General features: G+C 73.3%; 17 protein-coding genes. 7 read left to right on the top strand and 10 right to left on the bottom strand.

Going from position 1 to position 17,022, the window contains the following annotated elements; all coding sequences use genetic code 11:
- Positions 1 to 33 precede the first annotated feature (33 nt).
- The 3 genes from K7396_RS04590 to K7396_RS04580 all read right to left on the bottom strand — a co-directional run bounded on the left by K7396_RS04590 (position 34) and on the right by K7396_RS04580 (position 3,252).
- On the bottom strand, positions 34 to 1,422 hold the full coding sequence (locus tag K7396_RS04590; protein ID WP_086719089.1) for an NDP-hexose 2,3-dehydratase family protein: 1,389 nt from the start codon (positions 1,420 to 1,422) through the stop codon (positions 34 to 36).
- Positions 1,423 to 1,426: 4 nt separating this feature from the next.
- Positions 1,427 to 2,647, bottom strand: a complete 1,221-nt coding sequence (locus tag K7396_RS04585) for a cytochrome P450 (protein WP_086719090.1) — start codon at positions 2,645 to 2,647, stop codon at positions 1,427 to 1,429.
- A gap of 74 nt (positions 2,648 to 2,721) precedes the next feature.
- On the bottom strand, positions 2,722 to 3,252 hold the full coding sequence (locus K7396_RS04580) for a nuclear transport factor 2 family protein (RefSeq protein WP_208629129.1): 531 nt from the start codon (positions 3,250 to 3,252) through the stop codon (positions 2,722 to 2,724).
- A 275-nt stretch (positions 3,253 to 3,527) separates the two neighbouring features.
- Between K7396_RS04580 and K7396_RS04575 the strand changes: the two genes are divergently transcribed.
- Both K7396_RS04575 and K7396_RS04570 read left to right on the top strand, forming a co-directional pair.
- Positions 3,528 to 4,055: a DinB family protein gene (locus K7396_RS04575; RefSeq protein WP_086719098.1), complete on the top strand. Its 528-nt coding sequence runs from the start codon at positions 3,528 to 3,530 to the stop codon at positions 4,053 to 4,055.
- A gap of 124 nt (positions 4,056 to 4,179) precedes the next feature.
- Positions 4,180 to 5,211, top strand: a complete 1,032-nt coding sequence (locus K7396_RS04570) for an MDR family NADP-dependent oxidoreductase (RefSeq protein ID WP_086719091.1) — start codon at positions 4,180 to 4,182, stop codon at positions 5,209 to 5,211.
- Positions 5,212 to 5,284: 73 nt separating this feature from the next.
- Here the strand turns inward: K7396_RS04570 and K7396_RS04565 are convergent, their stop codons facing one another.
- Entirely contained in the window at positions 5,285 to 5,668 is a 384-nt protein-coding gene (locus K7396_RS04565; protein WP_086719092.1) for a hypothetical protein, read from the bottom strand.
- A gap of 162 nt (positions 5,669 to 5,830) precedes the next feature.
- Between K7396_RS04565 and K7396_RS04560 the strand changes: the two genes are divergently transcribed.
- Positions 5,831 to 6,313, top strand: a complete 483-nt coding sequence (locus K7396_RS04560) for a hypothetical protein (protein ID WP_143589143.1) — start codon at positions 5,831 to 5,833, stop codon at positions 6,311 to 6,313.
- A gap of 1 nt (position 6,314) precedes the next feature.
- Here K7396_RS04560 and K7396_RS04555 read toward each other — a convergent pair whose 3' ends face one another.
- The gene (locus tag K7396_RS04555) at positions 6,315 to 7,445 is read right to left on the bottom strand and encodes a substrate-binding domain-containing protein (RefSeq protein WP_086719094.1); all 1,131 of its coding nucleotides are present in this window, start codon (positions 7,443 to 7,445) and stop codon (positions 6,315 to 6,317) included.
- Positions 7,446 to 8,018: 573 nt separating this feature from the next.
- Here K7396_RS04555 and K7396_RS04550 point away from each other — a divergent pair.
- From K7396_RS04550 to K7396_RS04535, 4 genes are read left to right on the top strand one after another with little or no spacing between them, the layout of a single operon-like run.
- On the top strand, positions 8,019 to 10,460 hold the full coding sequence (locus tag K7396_RS04550; RefSeq protein WP_152104259.1) for a HAMP domain-containing sensor histidine kinase: 2,442 nt from the start codon (positions 8,019 to 8,021) through the stop codon (positions 10,458 to 10,460).
- Between the two features lie 25 nt (positions 10,461 to 10,485).
- A complete protein-coding gene (locus K7396_RS04545; protein WP_086720950.1) occupies positions 10,486 to 10,917 on the top strand; it encodes a roadblock/LC7 domain-containing protein in 432 nt (143 codons plus the stop codon).
- Positions 10,918 to 10,966: 49 nt separating this feature from the next.
- On the top strand, positions 10,967 to 11,485 hold the full coding sequence (locus tag K7396_RS04540) for a DUF742 domain-containing protein (RefSeq protein ID WP_373866870.1): 519 nt from the start codon (positions 10,967 to 10,969) through the stop codon (positions 11,483 to 11,485).
- Entirely contained in the window at positions 11,433 to 12,047 is a 615-nt protein-coding gene (locus K7396_RS04535; protein WP_086720951.1) for a GTP-binding protein, read from the top strand. The genes K7396_RS04540 and K7396_RS04535 overlap by 53 nt, the downstream gene beginning before the upstream one ends.
- Before the next feature lie 39 nt (positions 12,048 to 12,086).
- On the opposite strand, the gene K7396_RS04530 is transcribed toward K7396_RS04535, so the two are convergent.
- From K7396_RS04530 to K7396_RS04510, 5 genes are all read right to left on the bottom strand, one after another.
- Positions 12,087 to 13,328 carry an NAD(P)/FAD-dependent oxidoreductase gene (locus K7396_RS04530; protein WP_086720952.1) on the bottom strand — a complete coding sequence of 414 codons (1,242 nt, stop codon included), beginning with the start codon at positions 13,326 to 13,328 and terminating at the stop codon, positions 12,087 to 12,089.
- Entirely contained in the window at positions 13,328 to 13,651 is a 324-nt protein-coding gene (locus K7396_RS04525; RefSeq protein ID WP_086720953.1) for a 2Fe-2S iron-sulfur cluster-binding protein, read from the bottom strand. Before K7396_RS04525 ends, K7396_RS04530 begins: the two co-directional genes overlap by 1 nt.
- A gap of 84 nt (positions 13,652 to 13,735) precedes the next feature.
- The gene (locus tag K7396_RS04520; RefSeq protein ID WP_086720954.1) at positions 13,736 to 14,959 is read right to left on the bottom strand and encodes a cytochrome P450; all 1,224 of its coding nucleotides are present in this window, start codon (positions 14,957 to 14,959) and stop codon (positions 13,736 to 13,738) included.
- 28 nt (positions 14,960 to 14,987) lie between these two features.
- Complete coding sequence (locus K7396_RS04515; RefSeq protein ID WP_086720955.1) at positions 14,988 to 16,109, bottom strand: epoxide hydrolase family protein; 1,122 nt, start codon at positions 16,107 to 16,109, stop codon at positions 14,988 to 14,990.
- 104 nt (positions 16,110 to 16,213) lie between these two features.
- On the bottom strand, positions 16,214 to 16,987 hold the full coding sequence (locus K7396_RS04510; RefSeq protein ID WP_086720956.1) for an SDR family NAD(P)-dependent oxidoreductase: 774 nt from the start codon (positions 16,985 to 16,987) through the stop codon (positions 16,214 to 16,216).
- Positions 16,988 to 17,022: the final 35 nt, after the last annotated feature.

Raw genomic sequence — 17,022 nt, 5'->3', positions numbered from 1 at the left:
GACCGCCGCTCGAACCGCGCCGCCGGCGACGCGTCAGTCCTGGAGGCGGACGGCGCCGGTGGTGAGCAGCGAGAGCAGGCTGCGCGCCTGGACGTTGAGGTAGTGGCCGTGCCGGACCAGTGCGCCGAGCGCGCCGGGCGTGACCCAGCGGTAGCCGGGCGGCAGCGCGTCCGGGACCGCGTCGCCCGCCTCGACCAGCAGATAGCGGCTCTCCGCGTGCAGGAACCGGCCGCCCTCCTCGGAGTGCACCGCCGCGTACCGGATCCGGCCGGGCGGCGCCGTCAGCACCGTGTCGAGGAACGGCGGCCGCTGGTCGGGCGGGAGCGCCGCGTGGTTTCCCGGCACGCACTGGACGGTCGGCCCGAGTTCGACGGTGTCGAGGAAGCCGCCCTCCACCCGTGCGTGCACCAGCACCTGCGGGACGCCCCCGGTGCGGCGGGTGAGGAAGGCGGTGACGCCGAGTCCGCACGGCTCGATCAGGGGCTGGCTCCAGCCCGCCACCTCCCGGCTGCCGGCCTCGACGGCCACCGCCACCACCCGGAAGTACCGGCCGTCCGGGCGCTCGATGGTGTGCGGCCCGCGCCGCCAGCCCGCCACCGCGTCCAGCGGGACCAGCTCGGCGCCGACCGTGTGCCGGGAGCGCTCCCCGGTGAACCAGGACAGCAGCTCCGTATCGCCGTACGGCCCGCCACCGGGCCCCGGGCCGCCGCCGGTGGGCACCCCCGCGAGGACCGTGCGGGCGTCCATGTTCACGAGGTTGTCCCGGCGCAGCAGCCGTCCGATCTGGCCGAGCGTCAGCCAGCAGAAGTCGTCGGCCACCGGCACCGCCGCACGGGTTTCCACGATCATGTTCCGGTTGCTCTTGCGGAAGAACCACGACCCGTGTTCGGACTGCAGGGAGTCGGCGACCACACTGCCCGGGGCCGGCCGCAGGAAGTGGTCGAGGTAGGGCACATCGGCGCCGCGGTGCACCTTGGTGTAGTTGCTGCGGGTGGCCTGCACGGTCGGCGACAGCTGCAGCAGGTTCCGGTTGCCCGGCTCCATCTTGGCCTGCATCAGGAAGTGCAGCACCCCGTCGAACTCCTTGGCCAGCAGGCCCAGGACGCCGACCTCCGGCTGCTTGATGACGGGCTGCTGCCAGTGCGGGAACGGCCCGGCGCCGGCCGAGACCCGCAGGCCCTCCACGGTGAAGAAGCGCCCGCTGTCATGACAGAGGTTCCCGGTCCCGGGGGCGAAGGACCAGCCGTCCAGCGCCGCGAACGGGATGCGCCGCACCGCGAAGCGGTGGCAGGCACGGCGCTCGGCCAGCCAGCCGGGGACGTCGGCGGTGCGCAGCCAGGAGCCGGCCTCGGTCACCGCGGCCGAGCGCGCGAAGCGCCCGGCGAGGTCCGCTGCCGCACGCGGGGGCGTGGCGGTGGCCATGGCCTCAGGCTCCCCAGGTGACCGGCAGGCTGGTCAGGGTGTGGTTGATCTCGCCGGTGTGCCAGGGCAGTTCGCTCTCGGGCACGGCCAGCCGCAGGTCGGGGAAGCGCCGCACCAGCCCGGCCAGCGCGATCTCCATCTCCATCCGGCCGAGCTGCTTGCCCAGGCAGTAGTGGATGCCGTGGCCGAAGGAGATGTGCGGATTGCGGCCGCGGGAGAGGTCCAGCCGGTCGGGGTCGTCGAAGACCGACGGGTCGCGGTTGGCGGAGGCCAGGGACAGCAGGACCGGTTCGCCCGCGGCGATGCGCACCCCGCCGATCTCCAGGTCCTCGACGGCCATTCGCGGGAACCCCGAGGTGTCGGTGGCGAACAGGTTGACGTGCCGCAGCAGTTCCTCGACGGCGTCCGGGATGCGGCCGGGGTCCTCGACGAGGGCGCGCCACTGGTCGCGGTGCCCGGCCACCAGCGCCAGCACGGAGTTGGCGAGCTGGTTGGCGGTGGTGTCGAACCCGGCGCCGATCAGGGTGAAGCCGAACGTCACCAGCTCCTGTTCGCTGAGCCGGTCGTCGTGGTCCCGGGCCGCGATCAGGTCCGAGAGCATGTCGCCGGTGGGCTCGGCCCGCTTGTCGGCGATCAGCCCCACGATGTACTCGTTGAGCTTGGCCAGCCCGGCCAGCGACTCCGCGCCGCCGGCCCGGTCGTCGACGGTGGCGAAGGCGCGGGCGTGGGTCTCGAACTGCCGCAGGTCCTCGCGCGGGACGCCCAGCAGCTCACCGATGACGGTCAGCGGCAGCGGCACCGTCAGCCGCTGCACCAGGTCCACCGGCCCGCCGCGGTCCGCCATGTCGTCCAGCAGCTCGTCGGCCACCTTCTGCACCCCGGGCCGCATCCGCTCGACCCGCCGGGTGGTGAACGCGCCGACCACCAGCTTGCGCAGCCGGGTGTGTTCGGCGCCGTCCAGCGAAATGATCATCTCGGGCGTGGTCGTCATCGACCCCCCGATCCGGGGTGCCCCGGGCCGGCAGGTCTCCGCCCTGCTCAGCCGGGGATCGGCCAGCGCCGCCCGGACGTCCTCGTACCGGGTGACCAGCCAGGCGTCCACACCTCCCGCCGTCCGCACCCGTACCACCGGCTGTTCGGTGCGCAGCCGGGCGTAGTGCGGGGCCGGGCCGTGATAGGACGAGCCGGGGAAGGGGAACGCGTCGGAGACGGGGCAGGCGGACAAGGGGCACCTCCGCGGTGTGCGGCCTGTTCGGATCGGATCGGATCGGACCGGGGGCCGGCGGCCGGCCGGGCTGCTCAGGACGGGTTGTGGATCTTGTCGGCCCAGGCGGGGGAGTCATGGGTGACGACGCGGGAACGGGTGTACAGCTCACCGTCGATCCGCACCAGGACGTCCTCCACGACCGTGGTCGGCTCGAAGCTGACCTTGCCGGCGGCGTCCGTCATGCTCACGATCGCCTGGTAGCGCACGTGCAGGGTGTCCTCGCCGGCCGGCTCGATGTGCATCCGGTCGAACCAGTAGCGGTAGACCAGTCCGTCGTAGTACGCGACGTCGTGCTCCCGTGCGTCGCGCGCGGAGATCTCCTCGACGAGCGGCCGCTCCGGGTCCCCGCGGCGCGCCCGCATCTCGGCCAGCAACTGCTGACGGCCCGCCAGCTTCCAGCCGCCCGGACGGTGCTCGATCGAACCGTCCTCGGTCATGGTCTCCAGGAACTCCACCAGCTTCCGGGCTTCCAGGAGCGGCATCTGCCGTGCGTAGAACTGCTGCACCTCCACATACAGCTCCGCGGTCACCCGCGGCACGGTGCGGTGCGATACCTGGGACACATCGGCTCCTTCCGGCCATGGCGCGCCACCGTCGCCGGGGGTCTGTGGCGCGCCCACCGTGCCCCGACGGGCTGGACGCGCCCTGGAGAGGCGCTAGGGCAGGGCACCACGGGGCAGACGCACCTTCACGGGCCCGGTGTCCGGCGCCGCGTGGCGGACGGACGGTGGAGGCGGGCCCTGCGGCGCCGCGTGTCCCCGGCCGGACCTGCGGCGTTGTGCAGGCCGGCGCCGCGGACGGCGCGGCGGACCCAGCACGGACGAGAGGCGAGACCGGCATGCCGACCATGGCTGACCCCCGGATGGACGAATGCGAAGAGCTGCTGGCGGCCTGGCAGGAGCACCGCGCCGCGCTGCGCCGGGCGCTCGCCGGCCTCACCGACGACCAGGCGCGCAGCACCCCCAGCGTCAGCACGCTGTCGCTCGCGTCGCTGCTCACCCACGCCGTGCGCGGGGAGCCGGCCTGGATCCCGGTCATCGCCGGCCGGGGCGCCGACTGGCTGCAGCGCGACGGGCAGGCCGAGTTCGAGGTGCCCGCGGCGGAGACGGTGGCCGGTCTGCTGGCCGAGCACGAGCGGGTGGGCACCGAGGTGGCGCAGGCGGTGCGGGCGGTCAAGGACTTCGACGAGCGGGTGCCGATGCCCAAGACCCCGTGGGGCCCGCAGGACGAGCCGCGCACGGTCCGCTGGATCCTGCTGCACCTGATCGGGGAGGCGGCCCGGCACGCCGGCCACGCCGATCTCATCCGCGAGTCCCTCGACGGCGCCAACGCCTTCGACCTGCAGCAGGCCGCCCCCGACGCCTGACGGCCCCCGGCCCGCCGCACCGCCCGCCGTTCCGCCCGGCGCTGCACCGGCGCCCGAGGCGGCCGCGAGCGGGCCGGGATATCCCTGGGGTGTTCTCAGCCCAGGCTGCCGACGGAGGAGAGTCATGAGCGCTGGTGTGGGTCCCGGCATTCCGCCCAAGGCCCGGGAGGTACGGCTGTCCGCGCACTTGGAGGGTGAACTCACCCTCGGCCACTTCGACATCGTCGAGGTCGAGGTGCCGCAGCCGGCGCCCGGGGAGGTCCTGGTCCGTACGGACCATCTGCCGCTGGCGGCGGCCTACCAGGACCTGATGCGGGCCGACTGCCCGCTGCCGCTGCCGCCGTTCCAGGTCGGCGAGCGGCTCGGCGGGGGCGCCCTGGGCACGGTGGTCCGGTCGGCGAGCCCGGACCTGGCCGTCGGTGACGTCGTCCAGTCGATGTCCGGCTGGAGCGAGTACTCCTGCGGTCCGGCCAACACCTACTTCAAGGTGGACCCGGACCTCTTCCCCAGCCCGGTGTACTACCTGAGTCAGGGGCCCACCGCCTACTACGGCATGGCGGACATCGCCCGGGCCGGCAAGGGCGACACGGTCTTCGTCTCCGGCGCGGCCGGCGGGGTGGGCTCGCTCGCCGGGCAGATCGCCAAGTGCCGGGGAGCGGCCCGGGTGATCGGCAGCGCGGGCAGCAAGGAGAAGGTCGACTACCTGGTGGGCGAGCTGGGTTTCGACGACGCCTTCGACTACCACGACGGCCCGGTCGTCGACCGGCTGCGCGAGCTGGCCCCGGACGGCATCCAGGTGTTCTTCGACAACGTCGGCGGGGAGCAGTTCGAGGCCGCGATCGAGGTCGCGGCCCCGCACGCGCGGTTCGCGCTGTGCGGTGCGCTGTCCGCGCAGAACGGCGACCGGGCACACCCCCGGCTCGACCTCATGACGGCCATCACCAAGCATCTGGAGCTGCGGCCGTTCGCGACGTACCACACGCCGGAGCAGATCACCGCGTGGACGCGGCACTTCGCGATGTGGGTGGCCGAGGGCACTTTCGTCTTCCCGCACACCTCCGTCGAGGGCGGCATCGAGGCCGCGCCGGCCGCGCTGATCTCGTTGCTCCAGGGGGCCTACCGGGGCAATGTCGCGCTGGATCTGACGGCCGCCTGACGGCACGCCGGGCCGGCCGGGCGCCGGGGGCGGGTACCGGACCTCCGGTGCCCGCCCCCTTCGTGTGCGGCGCTCACTCCCACCGGCGTGCGAGGACCGCCACCGGTACGCGGGAGCGCAGGACGCCCCGTGCGTCGTGCACCCGGGACACCCCGCGACTGGTGAACACCGCACCCCGCAACACGCCCGTCTGGTCGACGTCCACCCAGCCCGTGCACCGGCCGTCCGCGCCGATGAGGGGCTCGGTGATCCGGTAGGAGAACACCCCCGTATCCGTGGTGCTCCAGGAGCCGTGGCCCGCCGTGCCCGAGAGCAGCACCGCCGTGCCCCGCGGGCCGAGGACGAAGGTGGCGGTGGACGTCTCCCTGGGCCGCCGCACCAGCGCCCGCCAGACACCGGCCGCGGCCGGCAGCGGGGAAGGGGCGTCGCGGTCGGAGCGGCTGCGGGGGAGCGGCATCGGGCCTCCTCGGGATGCGGCCGCCCAGTGTCCGGGCGCCGCCTCGCAGCCCGCTGGAGCACCGTGTGTGCAGCGCGGTTCGAGCGCCCGTCGAGGCGGCGGCCGCAGCCTGGCCCGACCGGTCCACCACAGCAGACGCGCTGCGCGCGGGGGAGGAACAGCATGAAGCGTTCGGCAGACGGAGCACGGCGGCCGAGGAGCGCGGTCGTCGTGGCGGCCGCCGTCCTGGCCGCGGTGCCGGTGATGGCCGGCACCGCGACGGCCCTGGCCCCGGCGGGAGCGGGCGCCCCGGCCGCGCGCCCCGGCCGGACGGCCGCCGCGAGCCCGGTCGGGAGATGGGCCCTGAAGGTGTCCTTCGAGGGCCGGACCTATGACAGCACCGTGCAGTTCACCCCGGGCGGCACGGCCTTCATCGTGGGCGGCGGCGCGGGCAGTTGGACCCGCACCGGGGACGGGCGCTTCACCTTCCGGATCGCCGAACCCGTCTGGGGCGCACAGGGCGACTACCTCGGCCGGGTGAGCGTCGACCAGCGCGCCCGGCTGGCCGGCGACACCTTCACCAGCAGCGGCGTCTCCCGGCAGTACGACGCGGACGACGTCCTCGTGCGCAGTGTGCGGGCGCACGACACCGGCACCCGCTCCTGAGTCACTTGCCCCAGATCTTGCGGTACGCCTGGCGGTAGCCCTCGGAGTCCCAGGAGAGCGCACCGCCGCTGTTGGCGGAGGTGGCGATGTGGACGGGGGCGGTGTACCCGCTGTCCGGGGCCTTGCTGAAGGCGCGGTTGAACTCGTCGACGATCTGCCAGCCCTGTTCGGAGAGCGGCTCGGGCACGGTCGCCGCCTGGAACTCCTTGCCGTTGACCCGCTGGAAGGCCGACGGGTCGCCGTCACCGGCGCCGATGTTGAACGGGGCACCCGCGCCGTCCTTGCCCGCGGCGCGCAGCGCGGGGGCGGCGTGCTGGAAGTACAGGTCGTTGATGGCGGCGGAGTAGGTCCACTTGCGGCCGAAACGGGACAGCAGCGAGCGGACCTCCTTGATGGACCGGCTGTTGACCTGCGGAATGGGCATGTTGGTGTAGCTCAGCAGCTTGGTGCCCGAGCACGTCGCGAGTTCCTTCCTGATCAGGTCGGACTTGCGCTTCGCGAAGGGCACCGTGGCGTCGGTGAACAGGACGACGCCCGCGTGCCCGTTGGACCGGGCGATGATCCAGTCGGCGCTGATCTTCGCGACGTCCTCGACCCGGGAGGTGACGTTGCTGAAGAGCTCGGGGGACGTGCCGGGGGCCGGCGCGGCGTGCCAGCCGACCAGCGAAATGCCCTCGGCACGGGCCTTCTTGACCTCCGCCGCGGTCGTCGAGGGGTCGAATCCGCTGATGACGATGCCGTCCGGCTTCAGGCGCAGGGCCTGCTGGAAGGCGGCCTTGAGGCCCTCCGGCGTGCCCTGGCCGTTGAGGGTGCGGGCGTGCCATCCGACGATCTTCGCGGCCTCCTGGACACCCTGGGCGACTCCGGCGACGCCGGGGTTGGTCAGGGTCTGGGCTATGTAGACGACGGTCTTGTCGTGGACGGCCTCGGGTCCCGTGGTGGGCCCCTCCCAGGGGGCGCTCACCGCCTCGGCCTTCTTGACCGCCCGCTTGGCCCTGGCGAGGGCGGTGGGGCATCCGGGCTCGGCGGAGCCCTGGTGGGACGCGGCGGCGCCGCCGGGTTCACAGCCGGCGACGGTGGCCATGACCAGGAATGCGGCGGCGGTCACGACCGCCTTGCGGGTGGGGTGCACGGGTCTCCTCGCAGGGCAGCAGGATGAGGATACGGGTGGGGTGGGGGAGACAGGTTACGGGTGGCGGCGGTCCGCGGAGCAGCCGCCTCCGGCAGGCCCGGCGTACGCCGCCGACACCGCACGCACACCGGAACGAGTCACTCCACATACTCCACTCCCCGTCGGAAACCGGCCAATCAGGCCATCCATCCCGGCTCGCGCCTCCCGGTGAAGACAACGGGCCAAACATGACAAAGAGTTGAATACAGCCTGATCATTGGTAGTCCTGTGTTGCCTGTGCGTGCACAAGCGGTAGTGTTCACGGCCGTCGGAGGTGTGGCGTGATCCTTTCGCTTGTCATGGGGGTGAGGATCGCGAGGGCCGCGCTCCGCGCCCGTCGTCGGCGGTCGGCACCAACACCCTCTCGGTCCCCGCTCAGGAGCACGTCGTAAGGAGACCTGGGTGTCTGTGGACGCAGTGGACCCACCACACGAACCGGACCGTGCCCGGCGTGCGCCGTCGGGGCCGCGGCTCCGTCAGCGGACGGGCGCGCTCCTGGACCGCTGGCCGTTCCGGCGGAAGCTCAACGTTCTGGTGATCGCGCCGGTCGCGGTCGTCGGCGTCCTGCTCGCCATCGGCGTCGACAACCAGATGGACAAGGCCCTGGACGCCGGCCGCACCGAAGAGCTGGTGCGCGACAGCGAGCAGGTCACCAGGCTGATCAACGACATCCAGGCCGAACACCGGCAGGCGCTGCTGCTGTCCGTGGAGCAGGAGGCGGCCCGGCCCGGTGCCGCACTGCCGTCGACCGCCACCTACCGCGCGGCGCAGCGGAGCACCGACGCACAGGTCACCACCGTGCGTTCCGCGTTCGGGTCCGGCCTGCCGAAGGAGGGGGCGCGGGCGCTGGAGTACGTCCGGGGCCTGGCGGTGCTGCGGGACAAGGTCGAGCGCGGCTCGGTGCCGGCCGCCGGTATCGACCCCGCCTACGCCGCCGCGGTCGACTACCTGATCGACGGCATCGGCCTCGACCGCTTCCTGGGCACCTCGTCGTCCTCGGTCACCGATCTCCTCGACACGGTGCTGCGCGCCGACGCCGCCCACGCGACCTACGAGAGCGGGGTGTTCTCCGCCCAGACCCGGGACGCCAACGCCCTCACCGAGTACACCCGTGCCGTCGGCGCCCACCAGCTCTACGAGGAACAGGCCGCCCACTTCGCCCGGATCGCCTCGCCGAGCCAGGTCCTGCGCCTGGGCGGGATCGAGCGGGACGCCGAGGCGAACGGCATCGACGCGCAGTTCGCGGAGCTGCAGATCGACCCCGCCTCGCTCCAGGGCCAGACCCCGGAGCAACTGCGCAAGGCGATCGCCGCGGGCAGCCGGCAGGCCGAGGCCCGTCTCGACATCACCCGGTCGCTGATCGAGGACATCGCCGCCCGCGCCGAAACCCTCTCCGCCGACGCCCTGCGGAACGCGCTGCTGATGCTCGGCCTCGCCCTGCTCGGCTTCGCCTCCTGGCTGACCTTCTCCGTCCAGGTCCGGCGCTCGGTCGTGCGTCCTCTGACGGCCCTGACCGGCGCCGCGCAGCAGGTGGTCGACGTGGCCGGGGAAGAACTCGCCCGCGTCGAGGAGGACGAGTCGACGGACAGCACCCCGCTCAGGCCGCGGCCGATCCCCGTCCCGGTGCGCGACGAGATCGGTCACCTGGCCGAGACGTTCAACCAGGTGCAGGTCACCGCCGCGGCGCTGCTGGAGCGGCAGGTGCTCAGCCGCCGCAACGTCGCCGAGATGTTCGGCAACGTCGGACGCCGGGTCAGCAACCTGACCTCCCGCCAGCTCATGCTGATCGACGCCGTGGAGCGCGAGGAGACCGACCCCGACGTGCTGCAGCGGATGTACCGCATCGACCACATCGCGGTACGCCTCCAGCGCAACGCCGACAGCCTGATGCTGCTCGCCGGCGTCCGGGACCCCGAGCTGGAGGCCCGGCCGACCAGCCTGGTCAATGTCATCCGGGCCGGGCTCGGCCAGATCGAGGGCTTCCAGCGGGTGTCCCTGCGGTCCGAGACCGAGGTCACGGTCGGACCCGACGTGGTCGACGACCTGACGCTGATGCTCGCCGAACTCCTGGAGAACGCGGTCTCGTTCTCGCCGTCCGACACCCCCGTCGAGGTGGTCGTCCGCCCCGGCACCGACATCACCGCGGACGGCGGTGCCCTGATCGAGATCATCGACCACGGCCTCGGCATGAGCGCCGACCGGCTCGGCGAGGAGAACGCCCGCCTGGTCCGCCGGGAGCGGCTCGACCTCGTACCGACGAAGGTCCTCGGCCTGTTCGTGGTCGGCAGCCTCGCCCGGCGCTCGGGCATCCGCGTCGCCCTCGGCCGTACGCCGGGCGGCGGCGTCACCGCCAGCGTCTGGCTCCCCTCCGCGCTGCTGCCGGCCGTGCTCCCCGCCGGCACCCCGTCCCCGGCGGCGGACCCGTCCGCGACGCAGAGCGGGGACGAGGCGCCGGAACAGGCCGGGGAACAAGCCGGAGAGCAGACCGGAGAGCCGGACAGCTCCGGTGAGGGCGGGGCGGACGGCACCGAGGCCCCGTCGGCCGCGCCCGAGCCCGGCACGCCCGGGTCCGCGCCGGCTCCCGCCACGCCGCTCCCCGTGCGGACCCCCGCCGCCGCCCCCGAGCGGCGGCCCGTCGCCCCCGCGCGACAGGGCGAGCTCCCGCGGCGCCTCCCGCAGCGCACGGACGAGGAGGGGACCGGCTCCCCGGCCGGTCCGCGCTCCGCACCGGCCGGCCGCCCGCTGCGACGGCGGGTACGAGGCGCGACCCTCACCATGACCACTCCGGTGGCCGACCGGGAGACCCAGGCCCCGCGCCGGCCCGTCGACGCCGACGCGGTCCGGTCCGAGCTCGACGAATTCGAAGCCGCAGTACGCCGGGCGGAGCAAGAGAGCGCTCCGCCCCAGGGGGACCCAGCGCCCTCGCCACACCAGCAACCCCGGAAGGAGTCGGGCAGTGACGACGCCGACAGGTAAGAGCAGTCCCGAGCGGGCGGAACCCATGGATCTCACAGCCGCCGCGGCCGACTTCACCTGGCTCCTCGACCGGTTCGCCAGCGAGACCGCCGGTGTCGTCGACGCCATCGCGGTGTCCTCCGACGGCCTGCTGATCGCCGTCTCCCGCCTGCGTGAGCAGGCCGACTCCGAACGGCTCGCGGCGATCGTCTCGGGCGTCACGAGCCTGGCCGCCGGCGCGTCCGGCAACTACGGCCTGGGCGGCCTCAACAAGGTCATCATCGACCTGGAGGGCGGCCATGTCCTGGTGTCGGCCATCGGCTGCGGTGCCGTCCTGGGCGTGGTGACCTCCAAGGAGGCCAAGCTCGGCAACATCGCCTACGAGATGACCCTGTTCGCCAACCGTGCGGGCGGCGCGCTCACCCCCCAGCTGGTCATGGAGCTCAAGAAGAACGCCGGCGCCGCACCGGCCAGCTGACCGTTCCACTCCGCGGAGGCGGGACACGGGTACCGAGAAGAGGATCATGATGGCCGCCGGTGAACCAGGACCGGACGAGGACGGGGGTCCCCCCGGCTCATGGGGCTCCCCCCGCTCGAACGACGCCGGGAGCGGGGCAGGAACCGCGAGTCCGGGGACGGGCGACGCCCCGGCCCCGTCCGAGCCGGTCGGCCGCGCTCCCGCGATCCGGCCCTTCCTGCTGACCGCCGGCCGCGTGGCGGGGGGCGGCACCGGCGCGTCGCTGCCGGTCGAGACGCAGATCGTGGCGACCTCGTCCGGGATCACCGCCCTGGGATCGCTCGCCTTCGAGCAACACGACATTGTGGCCGCCTGCCGGCGGCCGCAATCGGTGGCGGAGCTGGCCGCCGGACTCCGCCTCCACCTCAATGTCGTCCGGGTGCTGGCGGAGGACCTGCGCACCGCCGGACATCTGGCCGTGCACGTCCCGGACACCGGCACCACCCAGGACATTTCCGTACTGCGAAGGGTTATCGATGGTCTCCGCGCCGTCCCCGACTCACGAGGCGCACTCCGTGACAGCGGTTGAACAGCCGCCGGTACCGGTCAAGCTGGTCATCGCCGGCGGCTTCGGCGTCGGCAAGACCACGGCCGTCGGCGCGATCTCCGAGATCCGGCCGCTGACCACGGAAGCCGCCATCACCGAGGTCGCGGCGGGGGTGGACGATCTCACCCACACCCCCGGCAAGACCACCACCACGGTCGCCATGGACTTCGGCTGCCTCACCATCGACCCGACGCTGAAGCTCTATCTGTTCGGCACGCCGGGCCAGGACCGGTTCGGGTTCATGTGGGACGACGTGGTCGAGGGCGCGCTCGGCGCCCTGGTGATCGTGGATACCCGCCGCCTGGACGACTGTTACGCCGCGGTGGACTACTTCGAGCACAAGGGCATCCCCTTCGCCGTCGCCGTCAACGCCTTCGACGGCGAGGTCCACCACGCCCTCGACGAGGTGCGCTGGGCACTGGACGTCTCCGACCACGTACCGCTGGTCGTCTTCGACGCCCGCGCCACCGGCTCGGTCCGGGACGCCCTGCTCGTTGTCCTCGACGTCGCGCTGTCCCGCGCCGAGAACGGCACGGCGGGCTGACACCCCGGACACCGGAGGACGGGCCCGCCCGCCACCGCGTCATACGGCGGCGGTCTGCCGGAACTCCTTGAAGCCGAAGCCGGGCGCGGCCGCCTGACGCGGGGTCGGCAGCGGTGCTCCCGCGCCCATCAGCCGCCGGGTGATCATGTGGTCGGCCGGCCGGTTCACCGACTCGGTGGCCAGCAGCCGCTCGCCGCGGTAACACAGCAGCGAGAACCGGCCGGTGCGGGGATCGCCGACGGTCACCACCCGGTCGTGCCCCGTGCCGAGCCCGGCGATCTGCAGCCGCAGCCCGAACTGCTCGGTCCAGAACCACGGCAGCGCCGCGTACGGCCGCGGCGCCCCGCACAGCGCGGCGGCCACGCACCGGGCCTGGTCGGCCGCGTTCTGCACCGATTCCAGGCGGAGCGGGCGCCCGGTGCGCGGGTCGGGGAACCGGGCGCAGTCGCCGATCGCGTACACCGCGGGGTCGCCGGTGCGCAGGTGCCGGTCGACGAGGACGCCGTCGTCCACGGCGAGGCCGGCGCCGGCGGCGAGGGCGGTCTCCGGCACCGCGCCGATCCCGACGAGCACCAGATCCGCCGCGATCCGCTCCCCGCCCGCGAGTTCGGCCTCCCGCACCCGGCCCGCGCCGTCGCCGTGCAGGGCCGCCACCTCGCGGGAGAGCAGGACCCGGACGCCGTGGGCCCGGTGCTCGGCGAGCAGATGCGCCGACATCGCGCCGCTGACCGCGCGCGCCAACAGACGCGGCCCGGACTCCACGACGGTCACCGCCAGCCCGGCCGCCCGCGCCGTCGCGGCGACCTCCAGCCCGACGAACCCGCCGCCGACCACCAGGAGACGGCCGGTGTCGCGCATCGCGTCCCGCAGCCGGCCGGCCTCGGTGAGGGTGCGCAGGGTCAGCACCCCGTCCAGCCCGCCACCGGGAACGGCGAGCCGGCGCGGCCGGGCGCCGAGGGCCAGGACCAGGTGCCGGTAGCCGAGGGTGCGCCCGGAGGCCAGGGCGACCCGGCGGGCGTCCCGGTCGAGGCGCACGGCCGGGTCCCGGGCCACGAACTCGATGTCCCGCTCGGCGTGGAACGAGGCCGGGCGCAGGGCGAGATCGCCGCCGCCCCCGGCCCCGGCGAGGAACTGCTTGGACAGCGGCGGCCGTTGATAGGGCGGCACGCCCTCGGCGCCGACCAGGGTGATCCGCCCGTCGAAGCCCTGGGACCGCAGTGCGGCGGCGGTGTCCGAGCCGGCCTGCCCCGCGCCGATGACGACGACCGACGGCGCCGCCATCAGCTCTGGGTCTCCGGCAGGTGCACCACGAGCCCGTCGATCTCCTCGGAGACCGGCAGCTGGCAGCTGAGGCGGCTGGTCGCGCGGCGCGGGGCGGCGGTGCCGTACAGGACGTCGTCCTCGGACTCGTGCATCGCGGGCAGCGGCAGCGTGTTGGCCTCGTCGACGTACACATGGCAGGTGCCGCACTGCGCGGAGCCGCCGCACTGGGCCTCGATCCCGTCGATGTTGTTGATCTTCGCGCCGCGCATCACGGTGTTGGGCACCGGGACGTCGACGACGGTCTCGGTACCGTTCGGGTGCCGGTAGGTGATCTTGGCCATGGAGCTCTCCTCGTCTGGTGGCGGCCGGAAGACGGCTGGTGCGGGGGACCGGGGCGGCGGGCGGCGCCGGACGGACCCGGGAGGTCACCAGGTGACCGGCAGCTCCCACAGCCCGTAGATCACCGCACCCTCCTTGCGCGGGATCTCCAGGAACGGCTTGGCCAGCCGGAGGGTCGGGATGCGCCGGAAGAGCTTGCTCCACACGATCTCCAGCTCCAGCCGGGCCAGGTCCGCGCCGATGCAGTGGTGCACGCCGTGGCCGAAGCCGAGGTGCTTGCGGCTGCCGCGGGTGATGTCGAGCTTCTCCGGCTCGGGGAAGGTCTCCGGGTCGCGGTTGGCGGCCAGCCCCAGGCACAGGATGCCGTCGCCCCTGCGGATGAGCCGCCCGCCGATCTCGATGTCCTCCAGCGCGACCCGCGGCACCGCGGTGTCCCCGATGGTGGCGAACCGCACCAGCTCCTCGACGGCCGGCTTGACCAGCGACGGGTCGTCCAGCAGCAGGTGGAGCTGGTCGGGGTTCTCCAGCAGGCAGGCGGTGCCCAGCGAGATCTGGCTGGCGGTGGTCTCGTGCCCGCCGTTCATCAGCAGCCGCACCATGTTGAACAGGTCCCGGTCGGTGTACTCCTCACCGGACGCCGCGTAGTCGGCCATCGCCCGGCTGAGCAGGTCGTCGCCCGGTTCGCGCTTCTTGAGCTGGATCAGCTCGTCCACATAGGCGTTGACCTCGACGATGGCGGCCTGCCGCTCCTCGGTGGAGCTGTGCCCGCCGAGCAGGGCGGTACCGTGCTTGATGAAGAAGTCGTGCTTGTCCTGCGGGATGCCGAGGAGTTCGCAGATGACGGTCATCGGCACCGCCAGCGAGAACACCCGGTGCATGTCGACGGGCGGCTGCATGCCCAGCATCAGGTCGAGGTGCTCGTCGACGATCTGCTCGATGCGCGGACGCAGCCGCTGCACCTGCCGGTTGGTGAAGGTCAGCGCGGCCTTGCGCCGGGTCGTGGTGTGCTCCGCGCCGTCGTACCCGATGAACGAGGTCTCGGTGCGGTACTCCGGCGGCGCCACGAAGTAGAAGGGGAAGTTGGCGTGCTTGCGCGAGGCGCTGACCCGCGGATCGGTGAGCAGCCGGCGGATGGTGTGGTATCCGGTCACCGTCCAGATCCGCAGCCCGGAGCCGGTCAGGGTGACCTGCGAGACGTCCTGCTCGGTCATCTCCCGGTACTCGGCCGGCGGGCTGAAGGGGCACCGGCGCTGGTACGGGAACGTCTTGGCGCCGGTGGCCGCGCCGGGTCCGGTGGCAGAGGTCGTCACAAGGGGTCCTTTCCAGAAGGGGCGGGGGTCAGCGCAGGGTGCGGAAGAAGGCGCGCAGCTCGCGGACGAGGTGCTCGGGCTGTTCCAGGGCGGGGAAGTGGCCACCGTGCGGGTGGTCCTTCCAGTCGCGCAGATCGGTGAAGCGGCCCTCGATCCAGGGCCGCGGCATCCGGCCGTCCTTCGGGTAGTTGGCGACGGCGGTGGGGACGTGGACGGGGGCCAGCGCGAGCTTGTTCTGGCTCTCCCAGTAGATCCGGGCCGACGACGCGGCCGACGCGGTGAACCAGGCCACCGACACGGCGTCCAGCAGCCGGTCGCGGGGGATGACCTTCTCCGGGTCCCCGTCGTGGTCGCTCCACGCCCAGTACTTCTCGGCCATCCAGGCCAGCTGTCCGGCGGGGGAGTCCGTCAGCCCGTAGCCGAGCGTCTGCGGCCGGGTGGTCTGGAGGACCGAGTAGCCGCCCTCCTCCTGCTGGAACCGCTTCATCGCGGCCAGCCCGGCCAGGTCCCGTTCGGACAGCTCGGCCTCCTCCCGCGGCGGACGCGCGAACGGCATCGCCAGATGCAGCCCGAGCAAGGCGCCGCGGTCGGTCTCGCCGATCACCGCCGAGATGAAGGAACCCCAGTCCACGCCGTGCGCCGCATAGCGCCGGTAGCCGAGCCGGGCCATCAGCTCCTGCCAGGCGGCGGCGATCCGCTCGGCGCTCCAGCCGGCCTCGGACGGCTTGTCGCTGAAGCCGTAGCCCGGCAGCGACGGGCACACCACATGGAACGCGTCCGCCGGGTCCTCCGGGTCGGTCAACGGGCCGATGATGTCCAGGAATTCGACCACCGAGCCCGGCCAGCCGTGGGTGATCAGCAGCGGTACCGCCCCCGGGTGCGGGGAGCGCACATGCAGGAAGTGGATGCCCAGCCCGTCGATCCCGGTACGGAACTGGGGCAGCGCGTTCAGCCGGGCCTCGGTGGCCCGCCAGTCGTAGCGCTCCGCCCAGTAGGCGCACAGGTCCTTCATGACCGCCAGCGGGACGCCCTGGGACCGGTCGGACACGGTCTCCGCCTCCGGCCAGCGGGTCCGGGCCAGCCGCAGCCGGAGGTCGTCGATCTCCGGCTGCGGCACGTCGATGCGGAACGGGGTGATTGCCGGGCTCATGTGGACGTCCCCTCCAACGCTGCGGTGTCCCTCGGTCGCACCGAGGCTAGGAGCGGCCCCTGAACAGCGGGTCGAGCCCGGCTGGATCCGGCCCTCGCCGCAGGTCAGGCCCCCTGCGGCCCACCCACGTCCAGCCCGCCGTCGATGGTGATGACCTGCCCGGTGACCTGGGCGGACGACGGGTGGGCCAGCTGCACGATCCAGGGCGTGATGTCGTCGGTCTCGGCGACCCGGCCCAGCGGGATGCTCTGCGCGACGCCCGCGAACAGGCCCTCGACCTCCTGCGGCGCCAGACCGTTGGCGGCATAGGCGTCGGTGCGGACGAAACCCGGGGCGACCGCGTTGACCCGGATGCCCTGCCCGGACAGCTCGGCCGCCCAGCTGCGCGTCAGGCTGTGCACGGCCGCCTTGCTGGCCGAGTACAGCGAGCTGCCGGGGCCCGGGTTGTGGCCGCCGCGGCTGGAGACCAGCACCAGGCAGCCGCCGGGCGTCCGCAGCAGCGGCAGCAGGTGCGCGGTGAGCAGCACCGGGCCCATCACATTGGTGTCGAGCACCTCGCGGGCGCTGGCCGCGTCCAGCGCCGCCAGCGGGCTGAAGCGGAAGATGCCGGCGTTGTGCACCAGCACGTCCACCGTCCCGCCGTGCGCCCGTACGGCCTCGGCGACCGCCTCGGCGCCCGACTCGGTGGTGACATCGGCGGTCACCGGCACCACCGCGGGGTGTGCCGCGGCGGTCTCCGCCAGCCGCTCCTTGCGGCGGCCGGTGACGAGCACGGCGGCGGCGCCCTGCTCCGCGAAGGCGAGCGCGGTGGCGCGGCCGATGCCGCTGCCGCCGCCGGTGACGACGACGGTCCGGCCGGCGAACGGTGCGTGGGGCATGGCGGGTTCCTCTCGGGAAGGCCGGGCGGCTCGTC

Origin of the sequence: Streptomyces angustmyceticus (genome assembly GCF_019933235.1) — a bacterium.
In the GTDB taxonomy this organism is placed as follows: Bacteria; Actinomycetota; Actinomycetes; order Streptomycetales; family Streptomycetaceae; genus Streptomyces; species Streptomyces angustmyceticus.
This window is presented reverse-complemented; position numbering and strand designations above follow the sequence as displayed.